The following is a 16,350-nucleotide window of genomic DNA, read 5'->3' on the forward strand; positions in this document are numbered from 1 at the left end:
GCTGCCTTTTTGTGTTCGGGCGCCCGCACCCCTGCCGGGATGCGGGTCGCGTTGTCGGGTTACGGCGTGCTTGGGCGCAGCACCCGCATCAGGATCCACAGCAGGATGAACAACAGCAGGATCAGCAGCAGCCAGCCCCACCAGGGCAGGTTCTGCAGGATCTGTACGATGCTCCTTCCCGGCCCCTTGCCCCAGCCGGCGGGGCCTTCATAGACGGTCTCGCCGCCCAAGCTCACCTTGATCGGCGTATCCGCCGCGGCGCCGGCCAGCACGAATTCATAACGCCCGTCCTGCAGATCGCGCGCCGAATCCAGCGTCGCCCCGTCGAAGCTGAAACCGCGCACCTGTCCCGGCCCGATCAGCTTGCCGCCGGGCCGGCGGAATTTGGCGTTCAGCACCAACCCATCTCCTTCGAACTTCGAAGCAAGCTCGGATGCGGCCAGGTCGATCTCGTCCCAGGTGGCATAGACCGTCTCGTACCAGTGGCGCTGGATCCGACCGTAAAGCCCCGCATTCTCGCCGGCCACGTCATAGACCAGGTGCACCGCGCCCACCGTGTCGGGCAGTACGAAGTCACCGGTATAACGGCCGCCGCCCTGATGGGTCATTGCCACCGCGTTGGGCGACAACGCCAACGCCGCCAAGAACCCAGGGTCCGTCGCCGTCAGTTGGTCGTATTTCTGCACCCCGGCATTCGGCGTGCCGTCATTGCCGACCGATGCGGTGTCGATCGGGTCTCCGGCCGACAGAAGCTCGCCCATGTCGGCGCCGGGCAAAAAGGCGCGCACCACGACTTGGGCATCCTCGATTGGCAGGTTGATCCAGTCGAGCTGCACCGACACTTCGACCGGGTCGTTGACTTTGCGAACGTTGGTACCGACATCGCTGGTCGCATCGAAACGTCGATCCTCGGCATAGGCGTAAAGCCGGAACGGCGTGCTGGGTTTCACCCCGCTGTTCTGCGGCGCGGTGATCGTCACGGTGTATTCGCCATCCAGATCGCGCGGCGCGGTGCCATCCACCAACCGCGGGGCTACCAGCGTCAGCACATCCGAGAAATTGCCGTAGATTCGGGGCTGGAACTGGCTTGTGACGTCGGCGCCGTCGCGGCTGATCGTGATACCCCCGGCCAGCATCGCCAGATTGGGCGTCTCGAAACGCTGGCCCAGCGCGAAGGACAGTGCCACAGCGTCGACCTGGCGGTTGACAACGAAGGCATCAAGCTCATTCGGTTGCGCCGGATCAGGCTGCAGAGTACCGCCGTATTTGGCGATAAGCTGTGGGCTGTTGTCCTCTAGCGCCGCCCCGATCGAGTCGCTGAACACGCCGCCGATATCGGTGGGCACCGGCGTCGGTCCGTTGAAGGCGGCGCCGTTGTCGGTCACGAAATGGGTGCCCCGGTTGTTGGCCGCCAGGTTGGCCAACGTCGCAAGGTAATCGCCGCTCGGACTGCCGACCCCCATGGTGATGATCTTGTGCCCCTCGGTCGCCGGGCAATTCGGCGGGTTGATGTCCGAGGCCGGGTTCTCGAAGCCGCAGCCGTCAAGCGCGACCTCCGGATCGACGTTCTGCTCGCCATCGGTGAACAGCACCACGACCCGCGGCCGCGAGGCGTTGTTGGCCTTGGCAATTCCGTCCTGCAGGCCCTGCCCCATCGCGGTTGCGCCACCCGGGCCGGTACCGGCCAGAACGCCGACTATACCGGCAAACTGGGGCGTCGGATTGCCCGACCCATCCAAGATGTCGAACATCGCGGTCGTGGGCGGCGTCGCGACGCTGCTGTCGAAGAAGGTCAGACCCAGGCGGCTGCCCAATGGGGCCGGCGCCCCGGCGGCATCCTCGATGAACGGAAGGAAGGCCGTCACCCCGGTGCGAAGCGCATCCCAGCGGGTGCCGCTTCCCGAGGCCGAGGACATGCTGCCCGACTTGTCCAGTGCGAAGACCAGGTCGAACGCCTTTTTCGGCGCCAGTAACTCGATCTGGTAAAACATCTGGCAGGTTTCGAACCCGCCGCCGTCCCGGGTCGCCGTCAGCGAAAACAGCGCCACGCCTTCCGTCGCCGTCACCGGTGCGGTCACCGTCACCGGTTGGGCCGAACTCACCGAAACCAAGTCCGTCGCCCCGGCCGGAAGGGCAATCTCCAACCCGTTGTCGCAGGAATAGCCGGTCACGAATGTCCCTGCGGTCGAAGCCGTGCAGGACACGGTCGAAGGCGCGTTCGGGTCAAAGCTCACTTCCCAGAAAACCGGTTCTCCGGCTGGGTTGGTCAGCGCCAGGATGTTCTCGTTCAGCGCCGTTCCCGAGTCAAACGTGCCGGTTACGGTGCTGGTTGGCACACAGGCCGGCGATCCGGGGTCGTTGAGGTTGAGATCGGCAAGCTGGCCGCTGGCCGCGCTGGCCCAGAAGGCGAACGCCGCAGCCGCGGCGGCGCCGCTGGCCATTTTTCGGGCCGGGTATGCGGCGGGTCGGGTCCGGGTCGATCTTTGTTCCATGGTCAGCCTCACTTTCTTCCTTCTCTGTCATTTCGCGCCGCTCGTCAGTCGAGCCAACGCACGTGAATCGGAGCGCCCATCCAGGGCAGGACAACCGTGCCGAAACCCCAGGGCAGCCCGGCCAGCAGAACGTCTTGAGCCCGAGTTTCGACCTGCAGCGACCAGCCCGCATCGACCGTGCGCAAAAGCCCGTCACGTTCGAGGAACTGCGCCCGCAGCCAGTCCGAACTAGCCGAGCGTAGCGCGGCCCAATGGCTCAGAACGGCCGCCAGCATCGCCTCAGCGGCGGCGATCGCCTCAGCCGCCGGCGGATCGGGCAGCAAGGCCTCGTCCTCGGGAACGCCAGCAAGAAGCCGGGCCAAGGTCAGGCGAGCTTCGTCGGCCTCGGCGTCGCCAAGGCCGACATGTCCCAACAGCCGAGCGGCCTTATGGCGCGCTTCGCCTTCGGCCAGGCACCCGTCGGATGCATATCTGGCACGCTCGAACAGCTCCGGTAGGAAAGGATGAAGCAAAACAAGCCCTGCCGCTTCGACCGCGATGGCCTCGCCGGCGCCGGGTTGCGCCGGCGCCGGGGATCCAACCGCAGCCAGCGTCGCTACGGCCGCCTCCGGAGGCGTTCCCGGCGGCGTAGCCGCACCTGGCGCGCGTGCTTGCAGCGGCTGTGCCGCCGGGGCGCCTTCGGTTCCGGCAGATTTTTCGTTCCCGGCCCGACCGGCATCGGCTCCCGGTCCCGAATGTGAATTCCCGGTCTGTCCGGAAACCGCCTCGGCCACATCCTGCAGCGATTGCTGCCAGTTGCGAGGCAGGTTGGCGGCCGCTTCGCGCAGAATGGCGGAGATCGCCCCGGCGGAATTGCTCATTGCGGCAACCTCGGCGATCGCACGACAGACGGTAAGGCGCAGCGCCTCGGTACTGGCGGGTCCCTTTTCGGCGAAACCCGGGTGCCATACGGCCCGTAGCATGGCATCGCGCGATGCCCCGTTTGCGGTCCGTGCACAGGCCGCCGCCAGCTCCGGCAGAACTTGTGATGCCTCGTCCCGCCACCGCGCCTCGGGAAGCAGGCGCGCCAATTCCGCGGCCGGCATCGACCTGATCAACCGCGAGAACGCCGCCCCTCGCCGCGCAGCATTTTTTGCAAGCGCGGCTGCCGCAGCCGGCGCAAGCGCCGCAAACTCGATCCCGAACCAATCCGGCAGCGCCGGGTCGATTTCGGACCACCACGGCAGTCGCCCAATCTCCAGATAGGCGGCCAGTGCCTCGGCCCGTGTTTCTGCGGCGGTCAAATCGCGTGCGCCCGCCGCACGGGCGCGCGGGCCTTCCGCATTGCCCGCGTCTTCCTGCGGTTCGGCAACGTCATGGCAGCGCTGTAGCCCGTCCTGCACCGCTACCCGCAGCCGCGCCAGGAATTCCTCGGTCCAACCCTCGCCCGCCATGATCCCCAGATCGATCTCGAGCCGGTCAAGACGCAAGACACGGTCCCTCCCGATCCGGTCGAAAACCTCTGCCAGCGCCGCCGCGCCGCGACCTTTGGCCAGATCGCCAATCACCGCCTGGACTTCGCGCGCGCCTGCCTCGGTTGCGGTGGAAACTTCCAGAGTTTGGCGCAGGATCCGATGCATCTGCCTATCCCCTCAGCAAGGCGTTCAGACTGGCGATCAGCGCCGCACGCGCGTTGGTCGCGCTCTGCACCGATGCGCCCGGCAACAGTTCCGTCACCAGCCAAGCGAAATGGCGCTGCTCGAAGACCTCGAAACTTTCCTGTGCGGCAATGCTACCGGGCGCGCGCCGATCAACCCAGCGGATTTCCGGCACGATATGCGCCGGGCAGCTTTGCCGGATCATGCGCAGTGCATGCGCCCGGAATTCCGGGTCGCGGAACCGGTGCGGCCGGGCCGGAATGCGCGGTGCATCGACCAAACCAAAATCGCGGGCGTAACCCGAAGGCAGCACGAACACGATGCGATGCGAATAGGGATCGCTCAGCACTCCGCCATCGCCGTCCGGCACCTGTACGAAGGGATCGGTGTTGGTACGCGGCCGCAGCAGCAGCGTCTCCACCATGTGATAGCCTTCGCCGCCATAGTGGTCATAGATCAGTGACACGAGTTCGGCCTGCGCCGCCTCGGCGGCAGCGCGGGTGCCGAAACTACCAGTCTGGGCCAAAGGCTGGCCGCCGGTATCACTCAGAACCCCCACGAAACTGCCGGTTACAGGCTCCTCGACGTGCCAGTTCCAAGGATCAAGTGCGACGGCCAGCGCCTGTTCAATCCCCTGCTGGGCGTTGGCTACCGCTGTCGCCTCAACCGGATCGACAAATGGCACGGCGGCGCTCAGCAGCACCTGCCCTGCCGGCCCGGAATTGGCTCGCAGCTGCCATATCTTGGCGAAAGGCGGCAGCGCTGCGGCGTCGACTATCTCGAACCGGTCCGTCAGCGGACCCGCCAGACGGCGCCGCGCCCGGCTGGTCAGCCCGATCTGGTGATCGATCCGGCGTTCCATCGCCGTGCGGCTGTCGCGCAGGATGCGATCGGCAAAGCGCTGGCGCAGTGCACTGGCGGCGGTGTTGGCGGCGGCTAGCGAATTGAAGCCTATCGGCGACCGTGCGATCACAGGATCGGCCGCGTCCTGCCCGCTGCGCAGCACATAGCGGCGATTGCCCGGGCCACCGCCGAAATCCTGCGCTCCCCAAAACCCCGCGCGGCCGGTCAGGCGCAGCGCCTCACGCGCCCGCGTCACCGCTTCGCCGCGCGTGGGATAGGCCGCCGGCCCTTCCAATACCGGAACGCTGTCCTGCATCATGCTCCAGCTGTATTGCCCGGCATCGCCTGATACGGTGATCAGCCCGGGATCCCATTGCGACGGGTCGCCATAGGCCATCAGCCGCAGCGCATGCAGCCGTGGCAACTCGGCCAGGTATTCGGACTTGCCGCGCAGTAGCGCCGCATTCGTGGCCCGACGGCGCTCGGCGATGCGGGCCGGCAAGGTCGCGGGCGGCACATCCGCCGCCAACAACGCCTTTTGCGCCCAGCGGTGCAACTCCTGGCCCCAGGCGGTCATATCCTCGCCATGTCGCGCAAGTAGATGGTCCAGCATTCGGTTGCGGCGACCCAGCGCGATGTCCGGCTCATCGGTGACCCCGGCCAGCGCCCCCGCATAGCTGTTTTCGGGGTCTGCGATGAACCCGTCCCAAGGTTGACCGGCATCGTGACGCACGATCGCTTCCATGTCCTCGATCTGCAGCAGCGCATCGGAAGTGAAATAGCTGCGCTGCTCGTCCGCCGACGGTGAAAACAGTCGATTGACGCTGGCCAGTTGCTCGCTTGCGTCAGCCAGCACCTGCTCCATCAGCGTCAGATATGCCCGCAGCTGCCGCGCCGCCTGCCGCCTGGCCGTACCGGCAGACGCCGGCAACCCGGCCTCGGTCACACCGTAGATCGCCGGCAGATCGTACTGGAACGGGTAATAGTCGCCCACATCCGCCGCAACGCCGCGCGGTGCAGCCGGCTCGGGGTCGTGTTCTGCCAAACGCGCAGTCGCCTCGGCCTCGGCGACCCGGGCCTCGAACAACACCGCTACGCGCGTCAGGTCGAATTCGACCTCCACGTCGTCCCGAACGAACTGAATTCGGCATTTCGGCACACTCAACCGTGGCTTGTGCCGCGCCACGTCGATCAGTTGCAGACAGGCCTTGGCCCCCGAGGTCACCACGCTGTTGTTGATGAAATTCGACAACGAAAGCTCGGTCACTGCAACGATGTCGCGGCCGAGTGGGTTGTCAGGACCGGCGTTCTCTGCCGAGGCGAGGCCGCGCCGCATGACAAGATTGAGAATATCGGAAAGGAAAATGCGCCCGTCGCGCACCAGCGGCTCGCCCGGAGGATCGGCCAGCACCCCGTGCAGTAGAAGCGGGCCGTCGAAAATGTCGCTGCTGGTCCGGCCAGCTGCTCGCTGCTGCGCTGCTTCCTCGAAGCGCAGGGGCGGCGACAATCCTTCGTCGATAGCAAACAGGATATCGGCCAGCATTTCTTCCAGCCCGGTGGTGGCCGCCACTTCGATCCGGGCGTTGACGGCAATTTCCTGTACCCGCGAAACCGCGATGGTCACCTGCGCTTCGGTCAAGTTGCGCCTTGTGGCCAGGTCGTGCTCCACGGCGCGCGCGGCGGCGGCAGCCTGCGCTACGCGCTGAAGAAACAGACGGAACAGCCCGCCTGCGGCCAGACTTTCCACAACCGTTCTTGCCGCGGCCAGGATCGGCGGCAGTGCCAGCGCCTGCAACTCAGGTCCGCTGGTCAGGCGCAAGACCGCCCATGTCTCGATCGCGCCTGGCCCCGTCGGTCGCGTGAACGCCACCTTCGCCCGGCCGTAATAGGACACGCTGTCCTCAAGCTTGCGCCACGGCGAGGCCGGGTCCAGCATTGCCACCGCGTTCAGCACCGCCGACCCAGCAAGAAAGGGCTCGGCCTCGGGCTCGTCCCAGTTGGGCAGCGCGATCTCGAACCCGATCGGATTGCCGGCCACCTGGACCTGGAATGCATATGTGTTGGAGTTCAGCACCGGATTTCGGAACGACAACATCACGTCGTAAAGCCCGCTCGGCGTGATCCGTTCGCCGGATCCCAGAGCCGGCGGGGCATAGCCAAAGGGCGGAACTTGTCCCGGCAGCGCGTAATAGGCCAGGCTGTCGGAGACGCCAGTATCGATCCGCGCATCGCGCAGCAGGTAGTTGTCAAGCAGCTGGCGGCGCAGATCCTCGGTCGTGACCGGCGCATTGGGCAGCACGGCCGAAGCCGGCAGTAGCGCGGCCGCGGCGCGGCTGGCACCGCTGGCCAGGAGATCAGCCATGTCGAGATCAAGCTTCAGCCCAAGCTCGGTCATGGCATAGCAGAACGCCTCCATGACTGTGATGCCGGGATCGTGATGGTTATGGTCGGTCCAAGTTCCGGCGGCCAGCGTCCGGACACGCTCCATCGCGGTCTCGCGCAGGCGTTCGAAATCCTGCGCCGCGCGGGCCGGCCGCCCGCGGGGGATGAAGGGGGCGCCGTCCGCCATCGCCGCCTCAGCCCGCCGCCGGGGCCTGCGGCACCGTCCGCGTCTCAGTGTCGCCGGTCTCCAGCGCCTCGACCCGCTCGGCCAATTCCTTCACCGCGTTGACCAGCGCATAGATCAGCGCGTCGGCGTTATAGATCCGCATGTCCGGCACCTCGTGCGCCGCGCCCTCACCATTGGCCGGCATCCGGCTGACGGTTTCGGGGATCACCGTTTCCATCTCCTGGGCGATCACGCCGATGCCGGGCTCGCCGCGCGCGGTGCCGGCCTGCCCGTTCCAGCGGAACCGCACCGGCCGCACCTGGCGCACCGCTTCCAGCCCGGTGGTATAGTCGCGCACATCCTCCTTCAGCCGCGCATCCGACAGCGAATCCCAGCTGGTGCCGCCCTGCGACTTGCCGGCCCGCCCCGACACTTGGAAGACATGGCTGGCGGTCGCTCCCGGAAGCGGCTGGGTCGTTCCCACCAGCACCGAGCCGGCCGAGGTGATGGCGAGCCGCGTGTTGGTGCTGACCCCACCCTGGGTGAAGAACATTGCGACATTGGTGGGCGTATTGAAATTGACCTCGCCGGTCGGGCGCTGGCGGATCGCGAAATCGGTGTTCGAGGCGCGCGATCGGTGTGAGAAATGGGCCGCCGGCGTCTGTGCACCGGTGCCCTGGTGGATCACCGCCTCGCCGAAACGCGCCTGCCGCGTCGTGCCGGTATTCGCGCCAAGATCCACTTCGAAACCGAAGGTCGGCGGGTTGCCGGCGAAACTCGTGCCGATTCCGACATTGCCGCCACCGGTAAAGGCGGCGTCACCGGTTGGCAACAACGCGAATGCGCCGCCGCCCCCGCCGGTGCCGACATCGACGAAATTCGCCCCGTCATGCACCTGAAGCGCCGCGCCGTTGAACCGCAGCGTTCCTGCGGTTCCGTCGTTGCTCGCGCCGATCCGCAGCCCGGAATTGATCACCAGCGTGCCCTGCACGGCATCAACCGACAGCCCGTCATCCTGCTTGGCCAGGAAACTGTCGAAAACATCGGCGAAATCGCTGCCCGAAGGGCGCTCGCCGTCCTGGAACTCCTGTTTGAGGTGGACCCTTGTGCGTTCGGCCATTGGTGTTGCCTCCTTTTGGCAGGTTGGCGCCGGTCAGCTGGCGGCGGACTGGAAATCCAGGCCGACGATCATCTGGCCGATACTCAGTTGGGTGACCCCGGTGCATGTTTCGCTGCCGGGGAAGACGGGTTCGATAAAATGTTGCGGATGCGAGACGAGGACCGCCCGCGCCCGGGCGCTGGCCGCGGTCTGAACCGGGCGGCCGACGATGAAATCCTCGCCGATGGTCATGGCTGACAGGGCCGGTTCGGGGTCGCTGCCGACGACGAAATCCAGTCCCACCTCCATGTTGCCGATTCCGTCGCGGGGCGGGCCGTCGAAAGCATGGTAGACATCGAACCGGGTGACATAGTCGACATAGTCCCGATCCTCGACGAATTTCAGCAGTTCCGAACGATAGATCCGGGTGCCGAAAACGATGTCGCGCCCCTCCTCGAAGGCCCAGGGCGACAGAAATCGTTGGATATCCCCGTTCAGTTGCTCGGAATAGAAACCCGGATCGCGGCCCGGGCGGAAGGCAATGCCGGCGTCTACGCGGACCCGTTCGTAAACCGGGTGCACCACCTGGATATCGGCAAAGGGCGAGGCGATGCCATCAGTGATAAAATCGCGAATCTCCTGCATCAGCGTCTCGCCCGCCCGCGGCTCCAGCGGGTTGGCGGATTGCGAGGCGCGCAGGTTCGGTACGATGACGATCGAAAGCACACCCGGGGCGGCGTCGTTTTCGGCAGTGCTGTGCGGCAGTGCGCGCGCCTTGAACACACCGGGAAACCGCTCCAGCACCCGGCGCTCGAAATCCCAAGGCGTCACCGCCCGGTTGCGATGGCGCAGCCGTTCGGCATTGCGCTCGAAGTAACCGGCATCCGCTTCGACACCGCGCCCGCCGAAGGAAGGCTGCGGCTGGCGAACCGCCTTGATTCCCAACCGTCGCTTCGACAGGCGCGTGATGGTCCCGGCAGCAAGACCCTCGGTAAGGTGTTCGGAAAAATCGGCAAGCGCACTGCCTTCGGGCGGAGCGAATGCCGCCGTCGCCGCCGGCGCATCCACCGCGGCGGTGCGTGCCGCAACCCCTGGTGGCGCCTGCAAAACCACGCGCAGCCACGTCATCCCGGCCGGCATCAACGTGCTGTCCTGCACCGCGTCGTGGCCCACCGCGACGGCAACGACGCCGGGCGTCTGGAAACCCCGGGTCTCATCGGCCACCAGCGCCGAAGCCGGCAACTCGACCCAGCCTTCGGCACCGAGATAAGACCAAGCCAATTCTTCCGGCCCGGGTGGCGCCGCGATCCCGGCCGTGCCTTCCTGAAGCTGGAACAGGAACGACGCAGTGCCGGGGGGCGTGAACCCTTCTAGTCCCAGATGCAGCACCGCCGCCTCGGGCGGGGCATCGGCGAGCCGCGCAAGTGCCCCGCCGCCCCCGGCCTCTGTGTATCCGAATACGCCGATGGTGAAAAACGAGCCCGCCGCCTGGGTATCACCCGGCGCGAATTGCGAATGCGAGCCGTATCCCAGCCGGAGCTCTGACAGCATCGGCGTCCAGGGTTCGTTGGGCAGAACCGGCTCGGGCCCGGCACCGGGCGCCTCGGAGTCGTATTGTGCCAGAGCAATCGCCGCCTTGGCATAGCGGCGGGCAAAGGCGTCTTGGCCGAAAGCCTCGAACGGCACGTCCTGGGCATAGGTCACGCCGCCATTGGCGATATCTTCATTGCGCGGACCGGTCAGGCGCAGCCGCAGAAACCCGCGCTTGATGCCCGTCCCGTAGCGGTCGGCCTCGGCCAGGTCTGGCGCCGGCTCGTAAGCCCGCCCGGCATAGGCATTGTCGAAGGCCGCCGCGCCGAAGCTGATGCCTTGGCTTTCACCCTGTGGCGCGAACAACTGCAGCACCCCAACCGGCCCGGTTAGGCGATGGTCCCACGATCGTCGGTCAAGCATGTCGACCACCGCGGTGAAGCTTGGCCGGAACACGCTGGCCAGCACCGAGTCAGTCCAGTCGAAATATCCGGCGTAATGCGACAGCAAGTCCTGGGGCATTCCATCCCAAGTGAAATCGACCGACAGCCGATCCAACCTCTTGGCGAAGATTTCCTGTGCGCCGACATAGAAATTGGCCCCAATCCGCGGCCGCTGTGTGAAAAGCGGCATCGGCTTGGCCGGGTCCAGCGTACGCTCATCGTTCTGCACCACCAAGTCGGTCAACCCGTCAGCCTCGACCGCAATCTGCACATCCGTGACTGCCAGCCCGTTCCACAGTCGCGCGTGACCGCTAGGCGACTTAACCAGACATCGCAGCACCGGCGCCGCCCGATCGGGCCGCGGTGCAGGCGCTGTTTCATCGACGTGTAGCGCCGGATCGAAGTCTACGACCGCAGGGGCCTCGACCGGCAGCGCTGCGGTCAGGTTCAGCACCGGGTCCGGGCCGGAGACATCTAATTCCGCGGAAAACTCTTCCGGCACCAGCCAGCCCTCGGCCCCAGAAAATTCCAGCGTCACGAATGGCGTCAACGTCAGACCAGGCGGTGGCGCGGCCGACTCGACTTGCGCCAGCGTCAGTGTCACCGCGATCTGCCTTTCGCCCTCTGCCAGCCGCAGCACCGGGTCGGCCAGTGCAAAACCGGGGTCGACCTCGGTCATGCCTTCGGCGGCGGCCTCTGGCCCAAAAGGATCGGCACCGAACGTGGCGAACCCCGCCCCGCCTGGCGCCTCGGCCCGGAACAGCCGCAACCGCCCCTGCGGGTCTTCGGCCGTCAGACTGCGCGCCACCTGCCCGACCAGCGCCGGGGAAATCACCGTCTCGCGTTCCAGCGCATAGCGCAGCGGACGTCCCTGCGCATCGGTTCCTGCCTCGAAACTGGTCCCGGATTCGAGCAACACCCGATCGGCCCCGGGTGCCATCTCGAAGACCAGATGCACCTGGTCGGGCACCGCCGCGGCGCGGTCCAGCTTCAGAATACCCTCGTACCAATGCGTCAGGTGCCGCGCTGGTAGTCGGTCGAACTCGTCGCGAATATGACCGTAGGCGGCGAAAAATGCGAACAGCAGTGCCAGTTGCGGCGGCAGATCATCGCGCCCGGCCGCCAGCGCCTCCAGCGCTGCGGTGTTCAGAAGCTCCCCGGCACCGTCGCGCAGCGGATCGAACAGCGGTGCCCAATCGCCTGCCGCCTGCCCCGACTCGGTGTGAAAACGCAGCTCGGCGGCCAGCGCCGCCACGTTGGCGAACAACTCGCCAAGGTTGCGCTCGTCCGGCCGGACATAGTCGGGCTCCAGCGCCGGCGGCGTACGCTGCAGGCGGTTGGTTCCCCCCGCCCTCAGCAGCGCGCCATAGCGATCAAGAAGACCGGCGGCGTCAAGCATTCGTCGCCTCCTCGAGATAGAAGGGCAGCACCAGGTTGTTTCGGGTATTGGTGGCGCGAACCGTGTAGTCGAGCCGCATCTCGATCACCCCTTCCATGCTCGCCAGCCGCTCGAACCGCACCGTGTCCAACTTGATCCGAGGCTCGAAAAAAAGCACTGCGCCTTCGATCTCGCGCCGCAGGACCGCCGCCATAGTTGTCGACAAAGGCTCGAATACCAGCGTGTCGCGGCGCCAACCGAAGGTCGGTCGCATGACCCGCTCGCCCAGTGTCGTGTGCAAAAGCAGAAGCAGGCTCTGACGGATGTCCTCCTCCCCCTCGACCATGGCAAGGCTTCGCCCCTGGTCATGGAAAACCGGGGGAAAGCTCCAGCCGCGTCCGAGAAAGCTTCTGTCCATGGCTCAGCCTCCGATCAACACTGTGAACTCGCCGGCGACGATGGACCCGCCATGCGCCGTGCTGTCACCCATCCGCGCCGCCGGCATGCCGCCGATCAGCACCGTGCCGCTTCCCATGATCACCGTGTCGGGCGGGCCGGAACAGCTCAGCATGTCGCCCATACGCAGAGCCGGCATGCCGCCGATCAGCACGGTCGGCTCACCGGGCGGAAGAGCCGGACCGCCGACATGCGGCACCGTTCCGGTGACCATCGGGCAGACATGCATGTCTCCGGCCCTTGCTGCTGCTGACATTTGCGCCCTCCTTCCGCGCTTAGTTAATCTTCACCAGGGATCCCGAAACCTCGACCATCCCGCTTGACGTCACCGCCGCCGAGGCCGAACCCTCGGCTTTCAGTTCTGCATTGGCGGCCAACCCGATATTCGTGCCCTCGATCTCTACGTCACCGCTCGCCGCGATGATCACCCCACCGGCGCTGTCAAACGTGATCCCGTCGCTGGTTAGAGCAATCGAATTGCCGTTCTGGTCAGCCAGCAGGATGCCACCATCGCTGTCCGACAGCGTCACCGAATTGCCCGCCGGCGTCTCCACGATCACTGCGCCGTTCTCATCGTCGAAAACCAGCCGCAGTTTGGTGCGCGAGACGTAACCCTTGAGATGGTTTTCGGCACTCGGTTCCTCTGGAGGAGCCTGGGCCGAGGAATGCAGCGCGCCCAAGATGACCGGGAAGGCGGGATCGTCGTTGAAGAAGCCCACCACCACCTCGTCATCGACCTCGGGGCGGAAGAACGTGCCGCGCTCGGCACCGGCATCGAGCGTCGCCAGCCGCGCCCAGACGCCTTCGCCATCGGGCGCCGAAACCGGCAGGCGTATCCGCACGCGATGCTCTCCGCCCGGGTCGTCGGCGATCGCGGTCACCACGCCGACCTGCAAACCCGAAACCGCCGGGCTAAGCGCCGAAGCCGGCGGCGCGCTGATCGCGAAACGTTCGGCATGGGTGCGGGGGTCGGCGCCGAATTCCACATCCAGCGTCCAAGTATTGCCTGAAATCGCGTGCCGCAGCCCGGTTACCAGAACACCGCCGTTGAACCGTGCCCCCACCCCCGAAAGCTGCAGCGTCTGGCCCAGCATGATCGGCGCGAAACCCTGGAACCGCACGCGCCCGCGGGCACCGGCAATCCGGCTGCGTCGCAGCGCCCCGTCAGCCCATGCTTGCAGCGCATCGGCCATTAGCGCCCCGCCATGCCAGACCTCTTCGCCAGTGCGGCCGGTGGCGCCGATCATATCCGCATCGTTCTGGTCGCCCGTAAGGATCCAACCCGGATCGGCCGCCTCGCTTTCGCCAGCCGCCTGTGCCGCCGGATCCCACGCCCGCGCCACGATTCCGCCAGTCTGACTGCGGGCGTCGAACTCGGCATCCAGCTCGATCAGGTTGGCGCCGAACAGCGCCTCGGCAACCGGCGCATCAGGGTCGAGTTCGGGAATGAAACTGCGCAGCGTACCATCCTCGACGGCCATGAATTGGCCATTAGCGTCCAGCCGCGCCATGACGAAATCCCAGTCCGTCGCTTGGTACTGGAACAGTTGTGGGTGGGTTACCTCGGTGGCAGCCAGATCGGCGCCGATGCCGTATTCGCCCAGGATTTCGGCAATCACGTCGCTGTCGGTCATCTCCTCGAACAACCGGTTGCGGCGGCTCAGCGTCATCTTCGACGCGACGTCGCGGCACTCGACCTCGAGCCAGCTCGAACAGTCGCGCACGCCCAGCCGTTGCCTTAGCACCACGCCGCTGAAGATCGGCACCACCTCGCCGTGGTAACCGGCCTCCACCGTTATCTCCTGTCCGGCCGCGAAAAGCGCGCTGGCGCTGGCGGCGAAATCCGCCGTCGCCGGATCGCCGTCATCTATCTGCAAACGCGCGAACGGAATGCGGTTAACGCTGCGTTGCACCTCGAGTGCGGCCAGGCGCACCCAACCGGGCAGAGCCGTACCGCCGGTGGTGACGGTGACTGAAGTTACGTCGGTGTTCTGGGTGATCGGCAGCAGGCGTGTCATACGCCGCCCTCCGTCTCGCCCATCCGCGGCAGTTCCAGTCGGGTCCCCGCCGCCGGACGGCGGAAATTGACCAGCCTGTTGTGCCGCGCGACACTGATGTAATGCCGCGGATCACCATAAATCTCATGCGACAGAAGCGGCAGGCTGTCGCTTTCCCGCAGCGTCCGGACATGGGTCAGATCGGGCGAACTCTTGGCCTCGCGCAACTCGCGTTCCATCTCCGTTATCGACTCGCGGAAGGCGCAGGTCGCCATCGCCCGCAGCGGCGTACCATCTGGCTGGAACAGCTTGAAATCGTAACTCAGCGAGGTTAGCGCGCCGTCGAAGGTGAAGCTGCCCCAGAACAGCATGACCTTGCGTGGCCGGTGCACCTCGCCGTCGAAGTCATAGACAACATGGTTGAACTTGGCGATCTCGTCAGCGACGACATATTCATCCTGGTCGCTCAGCGCCGACTCGATGGCGCCGGCAATCGGGATGCCGGTCAGTGCGCCGGGCGGCGGCGGCACCACGCCGGTGCCGTCGAACACGAAAGTGAAATTTACACTGCGCGCCGGCGCGCGGTTGAACACGGCCTCGCTGCCTGACGCCCCCTGCGCCGCCTTCGAAGAGTAGTCGATGGTCTGGTCCAGGCTATACGAGGCCGGGTTGATCTGCACCACATAGGCGTCTTCGGGCGCGTCTGACAACTGTGGCACTTCCTCGATCTCGCGCGTCGGTTTGTAGGCGCGAACCGTCATTTTTTCCAGCTTGCCCTGCTCGAACAGCATCAACGTTCCTCCCGGTCGACCAAGATGCGCGCCAACTCGTCGGGACCGAAGCCCGACCCGCAGCCGCAATCCTTCTTGTTATCGCCCCCGCCGCGGTGTGACGGCGAGACCGTACGGTCGGGATCGACCCGGGCTTTGATGACCAGTTCACGGATTTCTATGGGCATTCCCGGCCTCCTCTTGCGCCGACCTCAGACCGACACGCTCACTGACCCGCTGATCGCCCCGGCGGCATCCAGCGCCGCGCTGACCGGGTCGGCATAGGTGAAATACTGATAGCTCAGCACCAACGTTTCGATGACGATCTCGGACTGCATCGCATCGAAGGACGACATTTCCAGTTGCTTCGGCACCGCGCCCACCACATACCAGTTCCAGATCGGCAGGTGCTTTTCGTTCAGCAGGGAAATCAAAAGGTTCGCCGGTTTGAAGCTGAACTCCTCGAGCGCCTTACGTGCCCAATAGCTGACCCCTGAGCCCAGCGGCGCACCGCGTCTCAGCGTTAGGTCGCCATAGTTGAGCCGGGTCGGAAGCTGATGTGTGAACCGGTTTTCCCCGCCTTCCGACACGCTTTCGAACTCGGTCGAAACCGACAGCCCCGACACCTCCTTGAAGCGGATATCGGACGGAAACTGCGGCAGTTCGAACACGACCGAGAAGTGAAAAGCGGCGGGCGGCGGGGCAAACATGGCTCAGGCGTGCTCCATCGTCAGACCCTCGTGGGCCAGCTCCAGCGTCTCCACCGCGACCTCGTTGCCGGTCGAGTTCAGATCGGTCGAGGTAACCTTGGTCGGCCAGGCGTTCTTCACTTTCCACACCACCACCGGGTCGTGCTCTTCGTTCAGCAAGCTGATTGTAATGTCGCGTCGGTCGATGGTGTTCAGCGCCACCGTGTTCCACCAGTCATAGAACTCGTTGTCGCCGGCAAAGATGCCGCGCTTGAGCGTGATCTGGCTCTGGGTCTGCATGCCCGGCATCTGCAACTTGACATATTCCGGTGAAACGCCATCCCGGTATTCGATTTTCTCGGTTGAAACCTCCAAACCGGAAACTTCGGTGAAGCCGATCTTGGTGCCGCCCCAGTCGACCTGGAAGTGAAACTTGGGGATCGGATATTCTGCCATGACTGTCTCCTT

12 protein-coding genes are annotated in these 16,350 nt (G+C 65.7%); all 12 read right to left on the reverse strand.

The features are described from left to right. Positions 1 to 59: 59 nt before the first annotated feature. Genes NO357_RS02325 through NO357_RS02380 form a run of 12 tightly spaced genes read right to left on the reverse strand, consistent with a single transcriptional unit; the run spans position 60 to position 16,338 of the window. Positions 60 to 2,492: a VWA domain-containing protein gene (locus NO357_RS02325; RefSeq protein WP_306733999.1), complete on the reverse strand. Its 2,433-nt coding sequence runs from the start codon at positions 2,490 to 2,492 to the stop codon at positions 60 to 62. Between the two features lie 44 nt (positions 2,493 to 2,536). Continuing rightward, positions 2,537 to 4,111, reverse strand: coding sequence for a contractile injection system tape measure protein (locus NO357_RS02330; RefSeq protein WP_306734000.1), 1,575 nt, complete (start codon positions 4,109 to 4,111; stop codon positions 2,537 to 2,539). 4 nt (positions 4,112 to 4,115) lie between these two features. After that, on the reverse strand, positions 4,116 to 7,541 hold the full coding sequence (locus tag NO357_RS02335) for a hypothetical protein (RefSeq protein WP_306734001.1): 3,426 nt from the start codon (positions 7,539 to 7,541) through the stop codon (positions 4,116 to 4,118). A 7-nt stretch (positions 7,542 to 7,548) separates the two neighbouring features. After that, on the reverse strand, positions 7,549 to 8,640 hold the full coding sequence (locus NO357_RS02340; RefSeq protein WP_306734002.1) for a tail fiber domain-containing protein: 1,092 nt from the start codon (positions 8,638 to 8,640) through the stop codon (positions 7,549 to 7,551). A 33-nt stretch (positions 8,641 to 8,673) separates the two neighbouring features. Beyond that, complete coding sequence (locus tag NO357_RS02345) at positions 8,674 to 11,991, reverse strand: baseplate J/gp47 family protein (RefSeq protein ID WP_306734003.1); 3,318 nt, start codon at positions 11,989 to 11,991, stop codon at positions 8,674 to 8,676. Then, positions 11,984 to 12,388 (reverse strand): gp25 family contractile injection system sheath assembly initiator, encoded by a 405-nt coding sequence (locus tag NO357_RS02350; protein WP_306734004.1) that lies wholly within the window; start codon positions 12,386 to 12,388, stop codon positions 11,984 to 11,986. Before NO357_RS02350 ends, NO357_RS02345 begins: the two co-directional genes overlap by 8 nt. Positions 12,389 to 12,391: 3 nt before the next feature. Beyond that, on the reverse strand, positions 12,392 to 12,682 hold the full coding sequence (locus NO357_RS02355; protein ID WP_306734005.1) for a PAAR domain-containing contractile injection system baseplate protein: 291 nt from the start codon (positions 12,680 to 12,682) through the stop codon (positions 12,392 to 12,394). Between the two features lie 19 nt (positions 12,683 to 12,701). Next, complete coding sequence (gene vgrG, locus NO357_RS02360; protein ID WP_306734006.1) at positions 12,702 to 14,444, reverse strand: type VI secretion system tip protein VgrG; 1,743 nt, start codon at positions 14,442 to 14,444, stop codon at positions 12,702 to 12,704. Continuing rightward, positions 14,441 to 15,214, reverse strand: coding sequence for a CIS tube protein (locus NO357_RS02365; RefSeq protein WP_306734007.1), 774 nt, complete (start codon positions 15,212 to 15,214; stop codon positions 14,441 to 14,443). Before NO357_RS02365 ends, vgrG begins: the two co-directional genes overlap by 4 nt. After that, a complete protein-coding gene (locus NO357_RS02370) occupies positions 15,214 to 15,381 on the reverse strand; it encodes a DUF5908 family protein (RefSeq protein WP_306734008.1) in 168 nt (55 codons plus the stop codon). Before NO357_RS02370 ends, NO357_RS02365 begins: the two co-directional genes overlap by 1 nt. A 24-nt stretch (positions 15,382 to 15,405) precedes the next feature. Continuing rightward, positions 15,406 to 15,903, reverse strand: a complete 498-nt coding sequence (locus tag NO357_RS02375; RefSeq protein ID WP_306734009.1) for a phage tail protein — start codon at positions 15,901 to 15,903, stop codon at positions 15,406 to 15,408. 3 nt (positions 15,904 to 15,906) lie between these two features. Then, complete coding sequence (locus NO357_RS02380) at positions 15,907 to 16,338, reverse strand: phage tail protein (protein WP_306734010.1); 432 nt, start codon at positions 16,336 to 16,338, stop codon at positions 15,907 to 15,909. Between the last annotated feature and the right edge of the window lie 12 nt (positions 16,339 to 16,350).

The organism is Marimonas arenosa (genome assembly GCF_030848945.1).
GTDB lineage: Bacteria > Pseudomonadota > Alphaproteobacteria > Rhodobacterales > Rhodobacteraceae > Marimonas > Marimonas arenosa.

Excerpts from the sequence above, each read along its gene's own strand:
- NO357_RS02325 (WP_306733999.1), bottom strand. The coding sequence starts at position 2,492 with ATGGAACAAAGATCGACCCGGACCCGACCCGCCGCATACCCGGCCCGA.
- NO357_RS02330 (WP_306734000.1), bottom strand. The coding sequence starts at position 4,111 with ATGCATCGGATCCTGCGCCAAACTCTGGAAGTTTCCACCGCAACCGAG.
- NO357_RS02335 (WP_306734001.1), bottom strand. The coding sequence starts at position 7,541 with ATGGCGGACGGCGCCCCCTTCATCCCCCGCGGGCGGCCGGCCCGCGCG.
- NO357_RS02340 (WP_306734002.1), bottom strand. The coding sequence starts at position 8,640 with ATGGCCGAACGCACAAGGGTCCACCTCAAACAGGAGTTCCAGGACGGC.
- NO357_RS02345 (WP_306734003.1), bottom strand. The coding sequence starts at position 11,991 with ATGCTTGACGCCGCCGGTCTTCTTGATCGCTATGGCGCGCTGCTGAGG.
- NO357_RS02350 (WP_306734004.1), bottom strand. The coding sequence starts at position 12,388 with ATGGACAGAAGCTTTCTCGGACGCGGCTGGAGCTTTCCCCCGGTTTTC.
- NO357_RS02355 (WP_306734005.1), bottom strand. The coding sequence starts at position 12,682 with ATGTCAGCAGCAGCAAGGGCCGGAGACATGCATGTCTGCCCGATGGTC.
- vgrG (WP_306734006.1), bottom strand. The coding sequence starts at position 14,444 with ATGACACGCCTGCTGCCGATCACCCAGAACACCGACGTAACTTCAGTC.
- NO357_RS02365 (WP_306734007.1), bottom strand. The coding sequence starts at position 15,214 with ATGCTGTTCGAGCAGGGCAAGCTGGAAAAAATGACGGTTCGCGCCTAC.
- NO357_RS02370 (WP_306734008.1), bottom strand. The coding sequence starts at position 15,381 with ATGCCCATAGAAATCCGTGAACTGGTCATCAAAGCCCGGGTCGATCCC.
- NO357_RS02375 (WP_306734009.1), bottom strand. The coding sequence starts at position 15,903 with ATGTTTGCCCCGCCGCCCGCCGCTTTTCACTTCTCGGTCGTGTTCGAA.
- NO357_RS02380 (WP_306734010.1), bottom strand. The coding sequence starts at position 16,338 with ATGGCAGAATATCCGATCCCCAAGTTTCACTTCCAGGTCGACTGGGGC.